The sequence below is a fragment of the Bacillus sp. FSL K6-2869 genome (assembly GCF_040869405.1).
GTDB lineage: Bacteria > Bacillota > Bacilli > Bacillales > Bacillaceae > Bacillus > Bacillus altitudinis.
In genome coordinates, this window is record NZ_CP152035.1 from 2,896,492 (window position 1) to 2,913,581 (window position 17,090).

At 40.4% G+C, this 17,090-nt stretch carries 21 protein-coding genes; 4 read left to right on the forward strand and 17 right to left on the reverse strand.

Annotated elements, in window-relative coordinates; all coding sequences use genetic code 11:
- Positions 1-3: 3 nt before the first annotated feature.
- The 11 genes from MHI58_RS15070 to MHI58_RS15120 form a co-directional block, all read right to left on the reverse strand.
- Positions 4-927 carry a phage major capsid protein gene (locus MHI58_RS15070; protein ID WP_008344119.1) on the reverse strand — a complete coding sequence of 308 codons (924 nt, stop codon included), beginning with the start codon at positions 925-927 and terminating at the stop codon, positions 4-6.
- Between the two features lie 22 nt (positions 928-949).
- A complete protein-coding gene (locus tag MHI58_RS15075) occupies positions 950-2,038 on the reverse strand; it encodes an XkdF-like putative serine protease domain-containing protein (RefSeq protein WP_368004334.1) in 1,089 nt (362 codons plus the stop codon).
- Between the two features lie 35 nt (positions 2,039-2,073).
- Entirely contained in the window at positions 2,074-3,531 is a 1,458-nt protein-coding gene (locus MHI58_RS15080; protein ID WP_340937531.1) for a phage portal protein, read from the reverse strand.
- Positions 3,528-4,829 (reverse strand): PBSX family phage terminase large subunit, encoded by a 1,302-nt coding sequence (locus MHI58_RS15085; RefSeq protein WP_256689362.1) that lies wholly within the window; start codon positions 4,827-4,829, stop codon positions 3,528-3,530. Before MHI58_RS15085 ends, MHI58_RS15080 begins: the two co-directional genes overlap by 4 nt.
- Before the next feature lie 8 nt (positions 4,830-4,837).
- Positions 4,838-5,485, reverse strand: a complete 648-nt coding sequence (gene terS, locus MHI58_RS15090) for a phage terminase small subunit (RefSeq protein ID WP_008344125.1) — start codon at positions 5,483-5,485, stop codon at positions 4,838-4,840.
- 152 nt (positions 5,486-5,637) lie between these two features.
- Positions 5,638-6,156, reverse strand: a complete 519-nt coding sequence (locus MHI58_RS15095; RefSeq protein WP_017358981.1) for a sigma-70 family RNA polymerase sigma factor — start codon at positions 6,154-6,156, stop codon at positions 5,638-5,640.
- 124 nt (positions 6,157-6,280) lie between these two features.
- A complete protein-coding gene (locus MHI58_RS15100; protein WP_045034528.1) occupies positions 6,281-6,487 on the reverse strand; it encodes an XtrA/YqaO family protein in 207 nt (68 codons plus the stop codon).
- Positions 6,484-6,888, reverse strand: coding sequence for a Holliday junction DNA helicase (locus tag MHI58_RS15105; protein WP_045034529.1), 405 nt, complete (start codon positions 6,886-6,888; stop codon positions 6,484-6,486). Before MHI58_RS15105 ends, MHI58_RS15100 begins: the two co-directional genes overlap by 4 nt.
- Before the next feature lie 102 nt (positions 6,889-6,990).
- The gene (locus MHI58_RS15110) at positions 6,991-7,185 is read right to left on the reverse strand and encodes a hypothetical protein (protein ID WP_234710307.1); all 195 of its coding nucleotides are present in this window, start codon (positions 7,183-7,185) and stop codon (positions 6,991-6,993) included.
- Entirely contained in the window at positions 7,163-7,315 is a 153-nt protein-coding gene (locus MHI58_RS15115; RefSeq protein WP_162835675.1) for a hypothetical protein, read from the reverse strand. Before MHI58_RS15115 ends, MHI58_RS15110 begins: the two co-directional genes overlap by 23 nt.
- Positions 7,316-7,333: 18 nt before the next feature.
- Complete coding sequence (locus tag MHI58_RS15120) at positions 7,334-7,573, reverse strand: helix-turn-helix transcriptional regulator (RefSeq protein ID WP_017358976.1); 240 nt, start codon at positions 7,571-7,573, stop codon at positions 7,334-7,336.
- 159 nt (positions 7,574-7,732) lie between these two features.
- Here MHI58_RS15120 and MHI58_RS15125 point away from each other — a divergent pair, with 159 nt between their 5' ends.
- From MHI58_RS15125 to bioB, 3 genes are all read left to right on the forward strand, one after another.
- On the forward strand, positions 7,733-8,110 hold the full coding sequence (locus MHI58_RS15125; protein ID WP_007500560.1) for a helix-turn-helix domain-containing protein: 378 nt from the start codon (positions 7,733-7,735) through the stop codon (positions 8,108-8,110).
- 243 nt (positions 8,111-8,353) lie between these two features.
- On the forward strand, positions 8,354-8,704 hold the full coding sequence (locus tag MHI58_RS15130) for a hypothetical protein (RefSeq protein WP_003213146.1): 351 nt from the start codon (positions 8,354-8,356) through the stop codon (positions 8,702-8,704).
- Between the two features lie 146 nt (positions 8,705-8,850).
- Positions 8,851-9,846, forward strand: coding sequence for a biotin synthase BioB (gene bioB / locus MHI58_RS15135; protein WP_045034531.1), 996 nt, complete (start codon positions 8,851-8,853; stop codon positions 9,844-9,846).
- Between the two features lie 40 nt (positions 9,847-9,886).
- Here bioB and MHI58_RS15140 read toward each other — a convergent pair whose 3' ends face one another.
- The 4 genes from MHI58_RS15140 to MHI58_RS15155 all read right to left on the reverse strand — a co-directional run bounded on the left by MHI58_RS15140 (position 9,887) and on the right by MHI58_RS15155 (position 13,090).
- On the reverse strand, positions 9,887-10,360 hold the full coding sequence (locus MHI58_RS15140) for a hypothetical protein (RefSeq protein ID WP_007500557.1): 474 nt from the start codon (positions 10,358-10,360) through the stop codon (positions 9,887-9,889).
- A gap of 171 nt (positions 10,361-10,531) precedes the next feature.
- Positions 10,532-11,365 (reverse strand): undecaprenyl-diphosphate phosphatase, encoded by an 834-nt coding sequence (locus MHI58_RS15145; protein WP_024719699.1) that lies wholly within the window; start codon positions 11,363-11,365, stop codon positions 10,532-10,534.
- A gap of 124 nt (positions 11,366-11,489) precedes the next feature.
- Entirely contained in the window at positions 11,490-12,632 is a 1,143-nt protein-coding gene (locus tag MHI58_RS15150; RefSeq protein ID WP_024719700.1) for an AI-2E family transporter, read from the reverse strand.
- A gap of 65 nt (positions 12,633-12,697) precedes the next feature.
- Complete coding sequence (locus MHI58_RS15155) at positions 12,698-13,090, reverse strand: DoxX family protein (RefSeq protein ID WP_045034532.1); 393 nt, start codon at positions 13,088-13,090, stop codon at positions 12,698-12,700.
- Positions 13,091-13,290: 200 nt separating this feature from the next.
- Between MHI58_RS15155 and MHI58_RS15160 the strand changes: the two genes are divergently transcribed.
- Complete coding sequence (locus MHI58_RS15160) at positions 13,291-14,280, forward strand: Gfo/Idh/MocA family protein (RefSeq protein ID WP_045034533.1); 990 nt, start codon at positions 13,291-13,293, stop codon at positions 14,278-14,280.
- A gap of 55 nt (positions 14,281-14,335) precedes the next feature.
- Here the strand turns inward: MHI58_RS15160 and MHI58_RS15165 are convergent, their stop codons facing one another.
- On the reverse strand, positions 14,336-14,860 hold the full coding sequence (locus MHI58_RS15165) for a type 1 glutamine amidotransferase domain-containing protein (RefSeq protein WP_008344162.1): 525 nt from the start codon (positions 14,858-14,860) through the stop codon (positions 14,336-14,338).
- Positions 14,861-14,950: 90 nt separating this feature from the next.
- Entirely contained in the window at positions 14,951-16,939 is a 1,989-nt protein-coding gene (locus MHI58_RS15170) for a methyl-accepting chemotaxis protein (protein WP_041507690.1), read from the reverse strand.
- Between the last annotated feature and the right edge of the window lie 151 nt (positions 16,940-17,090).

Genomic DNA, 17,090 nt, shown 5'->3' on the forward strand with positions numbered 1-17,090 from the left:
CACCTACTCTTTCACTTTCATTACTTTGGCTACAGCATCCTCTTCCTCAAATTTGCTGTCGAGCTTCGCTGTCAGAACAATGATAAACTTACGGCTGCGAATATCTTTTTCTACTTCAATACGAATATTGCGAGAAAACCCTACGATAATGTTTTTCGGATGTGTCAGTAAAATATCTGATACGTCTGTTCCTTCTTCATCATATGGCTGCATATTGGCAAGACCTTTGACCGGAACACCGAATGCAGAAGAAAGTCCGCCTTGAATCGCCGCATCTCCGAGACCTGTCTGACGGTTTGCTACTTGGTCTTTCCACTCGACCTCTAAACTTGGGGATGTATAAAAACGGAAATCCTGAGGTACACGTAAATATTTTGACGGCATCGCTTTATAGGCTTGTTTGAACATTTGACGGCTAATTTCCGCTCCATTCGCATCGACAATATGAGAAACTGCCTGTTTTCGTACGCCATCCATTTGAGCTAAAAATGGATCTTGTGATGTTGTATCACCGTTGACGATCAGTTCTTCAATATCGACTGCCGCTCGTTCCGCCAGCATTTGCATAATGGTCTGCTGAATCCCGTCTTTTTCAATGTTGTTTTCAATGCTGTCGTACGTCATATGGATCTCAGCAATGACTTCTTTTGCATTGAGCTGGACAGTGCTTGTCGCTGGGACAACACGGTCTTTTGCATCAAGCGCTTTGCCTTCTTCTGCTGGGCGTAAAATGCGCTGACCGAAGCCGATTTTTTCGATTTTTTGTGAATCACTTTCCATTGGAATGATACGTGCATCATTTAAAACGGTTGGTGTATTTTGCATCATTCTAATGAATGTGTTGGATTGGGCTGCGTTCATGAGACCGCCTGTTTTTAAGCTGGCAAGTGTCATTTCAGCCTTGCGAATCAACTCTTGATTTCTCACACTTTTTCCTCCTTATTTAGGCTTATAGTAAGCCATCCCATATGGGCTTTGTCATATCATTTTGTGTATCTTGATTTGTTTGTTTAGAAATGCCCCGCGCTTTTTCAAGCATGTGTATCCGCTCTGAAATAGGCAGTAGCTGTTGCTGAAGCACTTCCTGAATCGCTGCTTTTTCTCTGCCTGCTGATTTCTCTAAGGAAGAGAGCTGATGACGAATTGGCGCAACCACTTGCTCCAGCACTTTTTGCACAGGTTCTTCTTCACCTGTTTGATCTGTCCCTTGTTTATCCGCTTGTAAAACGTTGTCGATGGCCATTTTTGCTTTTTCTAGTTCGCTTACTTGATCAGTCGTTAATCCGGCATCTTGCTTTTGAACGGATGCTGGCCTTTCACCAATCGTTTGGAGGACATCATTTGTTTTCAACACATCCTGCACGATTGGAATCAATTGTTCAAGTGCCGCTCTTACGCTAGACTCATCACCATCACTTGACTGCAACGTTTCCAGCAGATGATCTAAAACGCTCCAAAATTGTTGTGGCATATTTGCACCTTCCTCTTTCAAAAAGAAATTTTTCAGCAAAGAAAAAAGCCCTCTCTCGTTCGTTTCTTGAGATAGGAGCTGATCGTGTTCCTCTATTGCGATGATGTCTGCTGTTCCAGCCATTGAGTAGCCTGTAATATGGCCTTGCTGAATTTGGTCCCAAATATCTTGTGATGCCTTTGTCACAAGTACCCAAGATCCTTTTTGAATCAGCTCCCCGCCTACTTCAAAATCCGCTGGGGCAATGTATGATTCGACGACTTCGCCAACACCGTCTTGAAAATCATGCTGTTTATCAATGTGACGGGCATCTTTCATAAAACCGTGTGCTGCTCTTTCAATTTCTTTGGCCGACATAAAGTCTTGATGTGCATCAGGTGTATTCGGTTCATACACGACGCCATATACGAGGCGATGCGCATCATCTGCCTTCGTCAGGACACTGACTTCTTTTTGAAAGTCAGGCTGCTTTTTCTTTGCTTTCATCAAGAAAAATTTCTTGTGGTTGGCGGCCTTGTCCACATAGGAAACATGTGTAATTTTTGCGTTTTTTAATTCCCTTGGCATATGTTCACCCCCTTTCAAAAAAAGCTCACGTCCTTCTATTTCTCCAGCTGGTTTGACTCGGATGGAGACAGCCCATCAGCTGTTTTTATGCGGCTTTCTAAAGGTCGGTGGTAGAATTCTTCCGGCCATTCCTCTAACGTCTTACCAAGAATACGCCCCGCAAGATCTCGTAAATCATTTGGCGATACTGCCCCAGCCTGAATAAATGGTGTTAGAACCTTCGCTATCTCTAATGGATCTCTAAAGTCAGGACCATTTAATAGAAAGCGGACATGCCATATATCTAAATCCGGGAGAAAAAGAGTATTGAGTTTCCCTGCAATAAGATGCCGCTCTGGCTGAAACACTTGCTCCTCCGTTGTTTTTCGCGCGGTATCTGCTGTAGCCTTGTTATAATCTTGTGACTCTCCTGTGTAAATAGGCGGCAGACGAAAAGCGGAGCGGATTTTGTTTCTCGTCTTTTCATCGTATTCTAAAAAGAGCGCATCCTCTTGCAGGATTTCCGCCAAGGATTTAAAATTCACTTTGACATTTGATACATCTTCTTCACCTGTTAATCCTTTTTCTGTCGGAAGCCCTTCTACTTCGAGCAATAAAAACTTATGCGCATGATCAGACCCTTCAATATCATCCATATAATCTTGTAGCTGCTGATAAGAAGTCTCTGACAGCATGCCGTTTTCAACAATGATGGCACCAGGTACATGCCTTCCTTGCTTAAAATAAAGATAATTCAGCTCTTCTGCTTTTCGTGCGCCATACATATTGACGATGTTGCCAATCCAGCGGGGAATCCCATACGTCCCACTGCCAATTTTAAAATGAATGACTTCTGTTGCTTGAAGTGGTTCTGGTGTAGCATCATCGTACTTGCCTGTTTCATAATTTAATATGCGCGGATCACCATACTCCTTGAAAAAGACTTTCTTCTCATTGATGACCTGCACATATTTTCGGAATCGTTTCTTGCGATTCATCGTCTTTAATTCGCCGTTTTCTGTGTAGCGGAATTCGACGTCGACTGGCTCACTCAACTTGCAAATGCGAATATGGAGTGCATCCAAATACTCGATTCCTGCCGGCTTTCCTTGTCCATCCCGCAGCACCTCTAAAAAGCCATTTCCTGTTTTCTCCCGGTCTTCTAGGACATAACCAAGAATCACGTCAGCAGACTCATCATAGTTCATGTATTTCGTAAACTCTTCGAGTCTTGTCCATTCCTTCTCGGCTGTCTTCTTTTTGACCGGTTTCACATCTTCCGCATTAAAATCAAAGGCGTATTCCACCCCAAAGCCAAAGCCTAAAATGTTTGTTCGATACGCATCTATACATTGCTGAAGAATCGTTGAGTATTCTGCCATGCTTTTTAATTCATTGATATGGTAGGGCGGCGGGACAATGTCATCTTTTTCGTATGAAAATTCATCCTCATACATTTGTTTTGTATGATCAGACATGTTGGCCTTCATAATCGTTGCTTTTAATTGTTTCATTGTATGGACCTCCTCTCCCGGTTTGGACGGACACGCTCTGAAGCAGTCTGTTTCAAATCGGTCACCTCATAATCATCTAGCGCATACCAAATGGCGGATAATGTGTGTGGGTCGATTTGAAATTCATCTTCCTCTAAGCGGCCGTTCTTATCTGCCTTATAGGTTAGTGATTGAAGTTCATAGATGGTATAAGGGCAAGCATCAGAACAAATGATTTTCTTAAATCGTTTAATTTTCTTTGTATATTGCAAACGTGACCCTTGGAACTTATGCGCAGCGACCATTTGAAATCCGCGCTGCCGAAAATAGTGAATCGTTTTAGGCTCTGCTGCGTCTGCCTTAATGAGTTCCTTTGATTCAACAAATTCTTTCAAATCAACAGCTGTTTCATCATCTGTTTTCCCGCGGTCGTAATATTCCCAATAAATATATAAGTACTTTTTTTCATGATCGACAGCTAACCGAATGAGCGCATTGTAGGATTCGACAAATCCAAAATCCATTCCCGCTCGTTTCAGCGGTCTTTCAATCTGCCCGATCGCATCTAATACGTCAGCATGCTGTCTGACCTCAAATTGCGGAAACACTTTTGTGCCATTGATACCGAAGTATCCTTTCCTTGCAATTCGATAAAGGTCTGGATCGTATTCTTTCAGCTCATCCAGCTGCTTGACATAGCTTCTAGGAAGAAATAGATTGTCTTCTGCTGTTGAGTGGTGATAGTACGTATCTTTTATCACGATGGTTCGCTGTTTGTATAAGGTTTCGTCATCAAGGACAAATCGTTTCAGCTGTTCATCTCGAAAGAAATGTCTGTACGTCCAATTATCCTGACCAACGGGATTCGTCGATAACATCATATAAAGAGGTAAAACCGGATGTCTCAGCCTTCCAAGCAGTTCTTTAAATCCTTCATAAGAAACCTCGGAACACTCCTCAATCCAAATAATTGAGATGTTGTTGATCGACTTCAATTTCTCAGGCTTGTCCAGTCCTTTAAATAAAATGCTGCTCCCATTGCGAAAAGTGAGAGCAAGCGGTGAACTGCGGCACTTTACTAGATGATCGATGCCAAGATCGCTGACGATTTCTTGTAAAAGAGAGTAGGTCGACTCCCGGTGCGTATCATACACTTCTCGAATGACAAGTGCTGTTCGTTTTTCCTCAAGCAGTTTTAAAATCAGCTTTAAAGCAATGTGATAGCTTTTGGAGGAGCCATAACCGCCTACTAAAAACTGAAACTTTTGATTCCAATCGAACAAAAAGTGTTCAAAGTGAGGATTGACTTCTTTTTCAATCAACGGCGTCATGAATCGTCCTCTTTTCTTTTGATCATGATATGAAGATCTTCTTCTTTTTCCTCACGAACTGCTTTTTTTGTTTTTTCGATTGTCAGCTCAATTTGCTTCAGCCTTAATCTTCGTTCATCTTTTGCGTGAGCGAGCTCTTCAAACTGTTTAATCAGCCGTCTTAGTTCTCCCATTGCACGAGATTGGGCATTTAAAAAAGTAGCATGCCGATCCCATGAAAATTGAAACGAAAATTCCTCTGCCGTGATCTCTGGCTCTGGATGAATGCCTTCGCCTGTTTCTTCCTCTAATGAAGAAGGCAAGTACGTCGCCTTTTTCAGTTCTTTGATCATGTCATCTTGATCTGCTACATGCATGATGCGCTGCGCTCGAATAATGGCTGCGTATTGAATTTGAATTTGATCCCAGATGATATCAAGAGATGTGCGCCCATCCATTTTTTCCATGATTTCAATCGTTTCATCTGAAAGAAATTGATGAAAGATCGAGTGCGCCTGCTTTGACGGTGTTTTTTGTCTTTGCCAGCCGTATCGTCTTTTCCATGATTTAACGGTATGGATGGAGACGTTGTAATGATCGGCTAGTTGCTGGTACGTCATCCCTTTCATATAATCCTGCTTAGCCTCTATCCGTTTATCTTTCATTTACATTCACCTGCCGCCTCCTTTTAGTTCGAATGATTCCCTGAAGAGAAATCATTTGTGCCGGGCTAGCAAACATTCGTTTGGTCTTTCTAACTATAGGTGGCAACTGTAAGACAAGCTTTTGAAGATTGATGTGATGAAAGAAAAAACGCCTATTCAGCAGCTTTGAATAGGCGTTCTTGTACTTTTTTGGACATTTTGGTCCGAGCTCTTTCCATATGTTTTTGGACTGTTCCTTTTTTTACATCTAGCATGATCGCAATCTCGCTAAATGACAGACCCTGCGTTGTGTGCATAAAAAATACGTCTTTCTCTCGATCTGTCAAAACGGATAAGGCTTCGTCAATTCGCCTTTTGTCCCGCTCACTTACCTCTCTTTCTTTCTCTTGAATGAGGGTGTATTCATGTGATAAAGCCTCTAATACCTCTTGATTAGCAAGAATGGTGCGCTGATACACAGACCGTCTATCTAATCCTCTGCGTGCGCCTGGCTCTCTACCGATTTGAAGCCATTCCACCACGTATTCTAAATCACTGACCATACTGGCGATCATTTTTTGATCATGTTTGTCCTGATCTGACATCTGTTTCTCTTCTTTGTCTTTCAATTGTTCATATCGTTTTCTGGCATCTTTTAAACTTCTTTTATATTCAATCAGTAAATCTTGCATCTGTGCTCTCTCCCTTTTTTAAGAAAATAAAAAACGGACACCAATCAGCCCCTTTTTATAGGGTCTTGATCAGTGTCCGCAGGCTTTCCGTCTTGGACTTATTCAGTTGTTCTTATTCATCAGACTAGCTGATTTTAAAACCAATCTCATGATCGACTCTTGCAAAATGCCCTTTTGCTGTTTGAATAATCGTTTTTCCATGCTCAGGTACATCCATCATATAAGCCGTTCCTACGTTTCCATCTAACACAATGACTTGAATCTTTCCTTTTTCCATTTCACCGACAAATGTCTGGTTTTCTTGAATCATGATTTGTTTTGGCTCGTTCATATGCTTGTCTCCTTATTTGGTGGTGAGGATCTCATATCATCACCCATCGTATTTAAAATGATTTCCATTCGAGGACGCATGCTATAAAACTGCGAAACTCTTAATTCTACAATCTGTAAAGAGGCGTCATCGGTAACGGCATGAAGTGCTTCTTGTATATACTGCAAACTTGGGTGAAGAATGCTGATGTGTACCGGGCGTATCAAGCCTTTTTCAGCAGATGTACGCGTGTCTTGGCTGTTCGCTAGATCAATGGGCATATTGTAAAATGAGCGAATGTCGAGTGATAATGCGCCTTTTATTTTGCTTGTGCATTGCGCTTTTGCGGCTGCTTGAATTCTGTTTATCAATGTCTCTTTTGTGCATAAATGTTCTTTTTCAATGATAAAATGAAGGACCATGCTACGATCTCCCGTCATCCTTCGCCCACTGCCGAATGTCTTGTTCGATTTGACCCGCATTGAGCAAACATTTCAGGAATGTCATGATTTGCTTCAATCGATTCATGTCGCATTCATCCTTTCCTTCTTCTTGTTATCAACGGCTTTTTCTGCCATGAGGGTCATGTATGTGCGTTTTTCTTCTGCCGTGGGGAAAGCAAAAATCGGCTCTTTTTGATGAAAAGTGATCCAGCCGCCAGCTTGTACTAGGCAATGCTGTGCTTCTTTTCGGGCATCAAATGTCATCTGATGTCTCATCATCATCAAATCCTTTCTCACGGTCCTCGTCCTCTAATCGATAACCATTTCGGGACATTTCATATGGCCAGTAACGTTTTGGATAGCCGAAATCATTCATTTGTGTCACCATCGGATGTTCGATATTCATTCTGTTTGTCTCCCCTTTTTAAGAACGGTCTTCCTCAAGACTATTACTCTTTTTGTGTAACTTTTGACCAAAAAAAAGCTCTTGAACACCGATATTTAGCAAATCTGCAATATGCTTGGCTATTTCTAAGCTGGGCTTTGTTCGGCCCATTTCTATATTTGCATAGCCACTCGTGTACTTATATCCAAGTTTTTTCGCCATATACGTTTGTGTTTTTCCTTGTAATATTCGTTCTTCTCGTAAATTTTCAAGTTTCATGTTTCCACCTCTTACTCATTATGTGTAAGTTATATTCATTATGATAATATACACAAAACGAGTAAGTCAATCATATTTTTATTCTTTTTGTGTATTTATTTATCTTTTCCGTGTAATTCATGATAAAATTTACACATAATATGAAAAAAGGTGTTTCCGATGGATAATTTGACTGGAAAGATTCTAACTGAATTAAGAGAGAAACATGGATGGAGTAAGTCTACCGTTGCCAAAAAACTCGGGTTAAAGGCGATGTCGACCTATGCTAACTGGGAGTATGGATTGAGAAAGCCAGATGGTGAAATGATTGTGAAAATCGCCGAGTTATACGGGGTCTCAACAGATTATCTTCTCACAGGTAAAGACAAAAACGCCTCTGATGACGATCTTGCAGATGATCCTGATTTGCAAATTGCGTTTAAAGCTGCCTCCGATTTTTCTGAAGAAGCACGAAGACAAACCATCGACTTTATTAACTACATTAGAGAGAAAGAGAAACAAAAAGGCCGTCAGCCAAAACAGACAGACGACAAATAAAAGATCTCTTTTCATAAAGCATCACATAGCTGGGTAGAAACCCAGCTTTTTTTATGTCTCTTTTTCCCCCTAAAAAAGAATGACATATGAATAAAAAATCATGTGTTTTTTGGGTAAAATCGTCTTCCCCTACATAATATGTGACAATTTTCACCAAAAATACTCATTTTTCCACTTATTTTGATTGACATATAATTCTATTATTATTAATATATGTATATACCAAAAAAAGGAGTGTTACCGATGAAAAAATTAATGAAAGCTTGTACATTGTCTTTAGCTGCTTTAGGTGCTCTTACGTTCTTCCAAACAGAAGGTGCTCATGCAGCTGCACAGCCTAAAGAACCAGTTATAGCAAAAGCTCCTATTATGAATAAAGTGATTACGGTGAACCGCACACTTACTGTAGGTTCTTCAATCGCTGTTTCACTTCCAGCAAGTCAAATTTCTGTCTCAGGCGCAACGTATGCCATTCAATTAGACCAAACTGCTCCAAACTTCACTTGGATCCGTGCTGTACAACGCGGTTCTGTTACAGTGTCTTACTATAATTCACTAGGTGAGCTTGTAATTAACTATATTACTGTTCGTTAAGCGATTTTTTTCATATGAAAAGGCGATGACTATATGTTCATCGCCTTTTTGTGTTTTTACTTAAGCTGCTTACCAGTGCTTGCCAATCTCTATCTATTATGTTAACTTTTAATAAAAATAAGTTTACATATTGAGAGGGGCTTATGATGGGAAAAATAACGTCTTTGTCTTGGGAAACGCTCGTGAAGAAAGCCATCAATCATGAACCGATTACTATGGAAGAAGGTCTAAAAATTCTTGGAGCAGACGACGCAGAGTTGCTGCCTATTATGCATGCAGCTTATCAGGTGAGATTTCATTTTTTTCAAAAAAAGGTGAAGTTAAATATGATCTTTAACGCCAAAAGCGGATATTGTCCTGAAAACTGCGGGTATTGTTCACAATCGGTGATTTCAACAGCTCCTGTTGAGAGGTATACAATGCTTGACCAAAAAACCATTGTGGCCGGTGCGCGTGAGGCGTTAAAAAGAAAAGCAGGGACTTATTGTATTGTAGCAAGTGGGAGAGCACCTTCGCACCGTGAATTAGATGAAGTCACCGCAGCAGTAAAGGAAATTACCGAGACAATGCCTTTGAAAGTTTGTGCATGCCTTGGGTTATTAAATGAAGAAAAAGCGAAGCGGCTGAAGGAAGCGGGTGTTCATCGGTATAATCATAATCTCAATACACATCAAGATCATCATGCTCAAATTACAACGACCCATACGTATGTTGACCGCGTATCGACCATTGATAAGGTCAAACAGTCAGGGATGTCACCATGTTCAGGGGTTATTATTGGAATGGGCGAAACCAATCAACAAATTGTCGAAATGGCTTTTGCGCTGAGAGCCCTTGATGCGGATTCGATTCCCGTCAACTTTCTCCATGCAATTGAAGGAACGCCTCTTGAACATCAAGAACGCACACATCCAATCAAAGCGTTGAAGGTTTTGGCACTGATGCGATTTATCAACCCGGCTAAGGAAATTCGAGTATCTGGGGGAAGAGAGTTTAATTTACGAACGCTTCAGCCTCTCGCATTATATGCAGCGAACTCTATTTTCGTTGGCGATTATTTAACGACAAAAGGACAGCAAGTTCAAACCGATCATCACATCATTGAAGATTTAGGTTTTGAAATAGAAGAATGTGCGCTTTAAAAAAGTCTGCCGATGGATCGGCAGACTTTTGACGTTGAGATTAGAATCTTTTATGGAAATCGACAGTACCGCTTCCTTCTTCGCGGTCAAAGCTGCCAACAAAAGTCCAGTTAATATAGCCGCCGTCACCATTGTTGACAAACGTACCATCTTCAAATACCCAAATACCAAACGTAATGCCGTCATATTCAACACTATCATAATAGACAACATTGTTCAGTCCGCTAAAGTCATGATCTTGGCTTAAGTTTTGAACAACTACGTTGTAATTTTGACCTGCTTCATAGAATGCACTGTATGCCGCATTTTTTACAAATCCATCACGATTTTGAGATGATTTTACTGCTTGTTCAATTTTATCGGCAATGGCTACTGGATCTATCGAGACACTTCCATCGACACCTGTTGTCGTAGCAGCTTCAGCCTTTTGACCAAAAGTCGTAAGAGATAAAGGGACAGCAACCATTGACGTAGCAATCATAGAGCTAACAAAAAATTTACTTGTTTTCCTCATTATTTCTAACTCCTCCTTTAATTGGTATGTTTATGTACTACCCTTTTATTTGTCAATTAAACACTAATTTAAGAAAAAACTTCTTTTTCTACCAATTAAGAGGCCATTTTTACTGTTTAAAAGGGCAAAACAACAAAAAAACTACTCTTTTAAAAGAGTAGTTTTCCATCATTACATAAACAGGATAAATAAAATCAGACCTAGGATGATTCGGTAGATCGCAAAAGGCACAAGTTTGATTTTATTAATCAGTTTTAGGAAGAATCGAACAACAAAGAGAGCCACAATAAACGCACTCACAAAGCCCACAATAAAGAATGGAAGCATGTCTGTTGTTAAATATTCGGCATTTTTAACAAGTGTTAAGAGGCTTGCTCCCGCCATAATCGGCATGGCCATAATAAACGTAAAGTCAGCCGCCGCTCGGTGATTCAGTCCAAGAATAACACCACCTGCTATTGTAGAACCTGAACGCGAGAAGCCTGGCCATAGTGCTAAACATTGAAATAACCCGATATACAGCGCTTGTCTGTACGTCATATTATCCACAGAGCTTGTTTCTGTTTTACGTTTATTGATCCAATCAGCGACAAGCATCAGCACAGCCCCTAAAATCAAACCGACAGCGACCGTTCTCACATCAAACAAATATTTATCAATATAATCTTCAAATAAGAATCCTAAAATGACGGCTGGGACGAGTCCAACAGCAATTTGAGCAATGGTCAGCTTATGTCCGCTGCGTTTTTGTTCTTCTGTGATATTTTTCTTTAAGCCTAACAAGTTCAAAATACGATCTTTAAACACGATCATGACAGCTAAAATAGAACCTAACTGAATCACGACTTTAAATGTGTTTGCAGCCTCTGGCGTAATGATGTCTTTTGATTTTAGCCAAAGATCATCAACAATGATCATATGCCCTGTAGACGAGACAGGTGCATACTCTGTTAATCCTTCGACAATTCCTAAAACCAGTGCCACGAATAAATCCCATAGATTCATGATTTTCTTTCCTTTCAATTCTGATCTTTTGAAGGCAAACATCTATGTCCACATAAAGACAAGCTTTCTTTTTCGAAAGCTCGTCTTTATGATACTATATTTTTTTCTAAAAAAGATTATGACATCAAACCTTTTCTTCTTTATACAAATTGGATCGCATTTTGAACCAATCAAACAGGTGGGTCGTGATCACTTTCAGAACGGCATACGTCGGAATCGCGACAATGATGCCGACTACGCTGAACAATTTACCTGCTGTTAATAGAACAAAAATAATCGTAATCGGATGGATATGAAGGTTTTTCCCCATGACCTGAGGAGAAATGAATTTCCCTTCAATGAGCTGAACCACTGTCCAGACAATGATCAGTTTCAGTAGCATAATGGGTGATGTGACAAGTGCAATCACAATCGCTGGTGTAATGGCAATTGTTGGCCCAAGGTAAGGCACTACACTTGTACATGCCGCAATAATCGCCAGAAGCAGCGCATAGTCAAGTCCAATAATCAGATAACCGATTAAAAGAAGAACACCGATACAGAAGCTGACAATGATCTGTCCAAGAATATAAGAGCTTAAGCGATGGTTCATTTCGTGAAGCACGATATGTGTATGCTCTCTAAACTTATTCGGAATAAATTTCAAGAAATAGTCAGGCAGTTTTTTGCCGTCTTTTAATAGATAAAACAGAATGAACGGAACCGTCACGATCGAGATGATAATTTCAGTAAGCGCCCCTAAGAAAGTGCCGACTCCGGTAAAAGTACTTTCCAAAATCTTCGTCGCTTGACTTGACGCTTTACTCACCAATTCAGAGACGTTAAAATTCATCGTTTTCTGCGCCTGATTAATGAAGTTGCTTCCTGTTAGTTGTCGAATCTGTTCTTCTACTGTATCAACGTATTTTGGCAGATTATGAAACAGACTCATCGTTTGTGCTTGTAAAAAAGGAATAATAGATACAATGGTCACTGTAATGATCCCAATAATGACGATATATAAAAGCAAAATCGAAAAGATCCGTTTGACCTTAAATCTCTCTAATAAATTCACAATTGGATTTAATAAATAATACACAACCCCCGTTAAAATAATCGGTAAGGCAATGGTTTTGATGAGTACAATGAGCGGTGTAAAAATAAAAGATGCCTTCATGAAAACAAGGATATTCAACCCTATTAATAGCAGGATGAGTAAAAAGAGAACAAACTTGTTATCAAGAAAAAATTTTCTAAATCGACTGCTCCACATTTGCATAGAATTCATATCTTTCCTCCAAACACGGGCTATTTTATTAGTAAATTGTACACTACTTGATCATCATTTTGTGATCATTGTTTCAGCTTTTCTTCCAGTTTCGCAATGGACATGACCCATCCAATCAAAATCGGTTGTCCGATTAATCTCATCCATAACAAGGCTTGTTCTGTGCTCTCTTGCCCTGGAAATGGAATCCCTTCTCTCGCAGCAAATAGGTTCGCAGGGAAAATGAGCACCAGATAGACAGCGATCATTTTTGCTGCCACAATCCTTACGTTTGGAAGAAGCAGTAATACGGCCAACAGCCATTCCAAACATGCGGTGGCATAAATGATGCCATAGGGAAATGGCCATCCATACATCATGCGGGCAAAGCCGCTTGGCTCTATCACATGAAAAACACCGGCTGCTATAAATAAAAGCGCGAATGCGTATGTACTTCCTATATGTAGGATGCGCTTCATGTTTGTTTCCTCCTCCCTCCTTCTCAAGTATTACCCGAATGAAGGAGGAAACTATCCACTTTTCGTACATTTATATTCTTTATGTAAGACGCATCAGCTAAGGTAAAGGTTTCATCCGCTTTTCAATAAAAAAGAAGATTCTTTCATACAAACGCTTTCAAAGCATGTATAATCAGAGAAAAGCAGAAGGAGGGAATGTGATGATTCGATTTGCTGTCATCGGAACGAATTGGATTACAGATCGATTCTTACAGGCTGGTGAAGGAGTGGCGGATTTTACATGTACGGCCGTCTATTCTCGGTCTGGTGAAAAAGGACAGGCATTTGCAGACAAGTATGGCATTGATACCGTCTTTACTAATTTACAGCAAATGGCGGCAAGTGATGTGTTTGATGCTGTGTATATCGCAAGTCCAAACGCCCTTCACAAAGAGCAAGCGATGCTGATGATGGCGCATCAAAAACATGTATTATGTGAAAAACCATTGGCCTCTCACCGGAAAGAGGTTGAAGAAATGATTGCTGCTGCGAAAAAATATCAGGTGTGCTTAATGGAAGCGATGAAGACCACATTTCTGCCGAATTTTCTTCAAATCAAACAGCATCTTGATCAACTAGGCCCCATTCGGCAAGTGATCGCTCATTACTGTAAATATTCCTCAAGATACGATGCCTACCGAAACGGTGAGATTCCAAATGCTTTTAAGCCGGAATTATCCAATGGCTCCTTAATGGACATCGGCGTGTATCTTGTCTTTCCCATCATTTATTTATTCGGGCTGCCACATCAAATCACCGCGAGAGGCTATACACTTTCTTCTGGAGTTGATGGGAGCGGTTCATTACTTTTACAATATGAAGGGCATCAAGCACTGCTTTTTCATTCAAAAATCTCAACGTCTCATGTATCTGCTGAAATTCAAGGGGAGGATGCCACAATGGTGATTGATCAATTTCACCGTCCTTCTCGTATCACCATCCATGATCGAAATGGACAGCAAACCGATATTTCTCTCAAAGATGATCAACCTGCTATGTATTATGAAATCGATCACTTCATTCAATGCATCAAGCAAAAAAAGGGACAGTCGCCAGTCAATACATTTGCCTTATCCGTTCAAACCATGTCCGTCATGGACGAGGCGAGAAGACAAATGGGCATTATCTATCCAGCCGACAGACAAATGTAATGAGGCATTGAATGAACAAAGGGCGTTTTACAGCCCTTTGTTTGTTCGTGTGAATCTAGTTTGCCGCTAATACATCGGCAAATGCTTTCACATATGGCGGAAGGTCCGGCGGGCGTCTGCTTGATACAATATGACCATCTGTCACAACGGCTTCATCAAACCATTCCGCTCCAGCATTCGTCATATCATCTTTAATACCAGGTGTACTCGTCACTTTTTTACCTTTCAGGATACCAGCAGAAATGAGTACCCATCCGGCATGACAGATTTGTCCGATCGGTTTGCCCTTTGCATCAAACGTACGAACGATGTCTAATACTTCTGGATATCGGCGCAGTTTATCCGGTGCCCAACCCCCAGGAACTAGAACCGCATCATAATCATCTGCTTGAATGGAATAGAAGTCTGCATCTGATACAGCTGGCACTCCGTACTTCCCGATATATTCATGATCTGCTTTTTCGCCTACGAGATGGACAGTTGCCCCCTCTTCTCTTAATCGCAAAACGGGATACCATAGCTCTAAATCTTCAAAATCATCACTGACTAACGCAATGACCTTCTTATTTGATAAACGCATAACATCTCTCCTTTTCTTCGGATTTCCTCTATTGTACGAGATCATCTCTTAAAAAGAAAAGCGGTTCCCCTTGAGGAGAACCACTTTCCATTATTCACTGATCTTGAATTTTTTAATTAAGTCACGCAATTCTTCCGCCATTTGGGAAAGAGTCGTCGAAGAAGAACTAATCTCTTCCATTGATGCCAGCTGTTCTTCTGCTGATGCCGCGATATCTTGAATACTTGCTGAACTCTCTCTCGATACATCTGCAATTTCATTCACTGCTTTAGAAATTTGCTCAGATCCTTTTGAAAGCTCACGAACTGTCGTATTCATTTCATTGATTCTTGTCGCAATTTCTGCCGTTTGCTGATTGATTTGTGAGAAGCTTTCTTTTGTTTGGTCTGTAATTGATAGGCCATTTTTTACTTCTTCATTCACAGATTTGAACATATTTTGAGACGTTTCTATTTCAGAGACAATTTCTTTGACGAGTTTTTCAATCTCTTTTGCAGAATCTGATGATTGAACCGCCAGCTTACGGACTTCTTCTGCTACAACCGAGAAGCCTCTGCCTGACTCGCCCGCACGTGCTGCTTCAATGGCTGCATTCAGAGCCAGTAAATTCGTTTGATCTGCTATACCGTTAATGACACCTAAAATGTTGGTGATATCTTTTGATTTATGCTCTAATCCGTTAATCACACTTTCAGCTTCTTTCACTGAATGATCAATCGTTTTCATTTGGCCAACTGTCTGTTCAACAAGCTGTCCGCCTGTTTCTGCGACTGTTTTTGATTGAACCGATGATTCTGTAATGACATCAGATGTTTGAGCAACTTCATTTAGCCCTTCGTTCATTTGTTTCAAGTGGGCTGCACTTTGTTCCACCATTTCACTTTGATTTTCGTTTCCATTCGAGAATGTTTCAATGGATGATGTAATATGTTCGGTTGCTTTTGTCGTTTGACCTGCACTTGCCGTCAGTTCTTCAGACGATGACGCCACGTTCTCAACAGATGTCTGTACAGCTTGGATGACGTCTCTGAGTGACTCACTCATTTCATTAAAACTTGTACCGAGCTGACCAATTTCATCATTTGATTTAACATCAATTTTTTCTGTTAAATCTCCTTCGCTAATCTTCTTAGAAGAGGAGACAAGCATGGAAAGTGGTTTTGTAATAGAACGGATGATAAAGAAGATGAGAATCCCGCCAATGATGAGCGCACCAGCTAATATAATAGCCGCCATGTTGAAGACTGGCTGCGCCGCTTCTTCTACTTCATTGACAAACATTGTACCGGCAATTTTCCAACCAGTCGCTTTGTTTGTTGTGAACTCCATTTGCTTTTCTTTTCCTTCAAACATATAACTCATTGAACCTTTGTCTTGTGTATAAAGCTTGTCTACCCAATCACCTGTTAATTTTGTTCCTGCTTTTTTTGTTGGATGTGCCACGTATGTTCGATCTGGGCTGCCGATAAAAGCATGACCCTCTTTACCAATATTGATACTATTAGACTCTTTTACTAGATTTGCAATGTCCAGGTTCATGGCAATAACACCAGAACCATCCTCTAGTTTTTTAGAAATCGTCACAACAAGCGTACCAGTTGATGCGGTTGGATATGGAGCGGAAACAGACAGCTCACCATTTTTCGCCCAGCCATCTTTGTACCAATCCCGCTCAGTTGCGACATAATCAGCAGGCATTTTTTGATTAGGATATCTTGAGAACACTTTTCCATCACTTGAAGCAACAAAGATGCCTTCTGTGTCATCATTCATGCTCATGAACTGCTCAAAGCGTCCTTGAATATCAGTCGTTCCTTTTTGCCCCAGCTTTTTCTCCGTAATCCATTTGCTAAAGAAATCGGCTGCGTCTGTTTTTACTTTTACAACCTTCGTAATGTTTTTGTCCAGCTGTTCTACATTTTCCTTTGCACTTTGCATGATTTGATCATTTAAAGAGGTGCTCGCCGTATGATATGAAGAGAATGCCAATACGATAATTGGGCATAAAAGAATAAATAAGAAAGAGAAAACGAGCTTTTTTGATATCGATGGTTTTTTGAAATACTGTATGAAATTCATAAAAAAGAAAACTCCTTTTAGTAAGATAGTATATATATCGGAAGTACTACTAGGTTCTTTACTTTTTTAACTTATTAAAGTCTAGATAAGTCCAAAATACCCAAATTATGTGCAAACAACGGAAAAACACCTGACGTCAAAACGTCAGGTG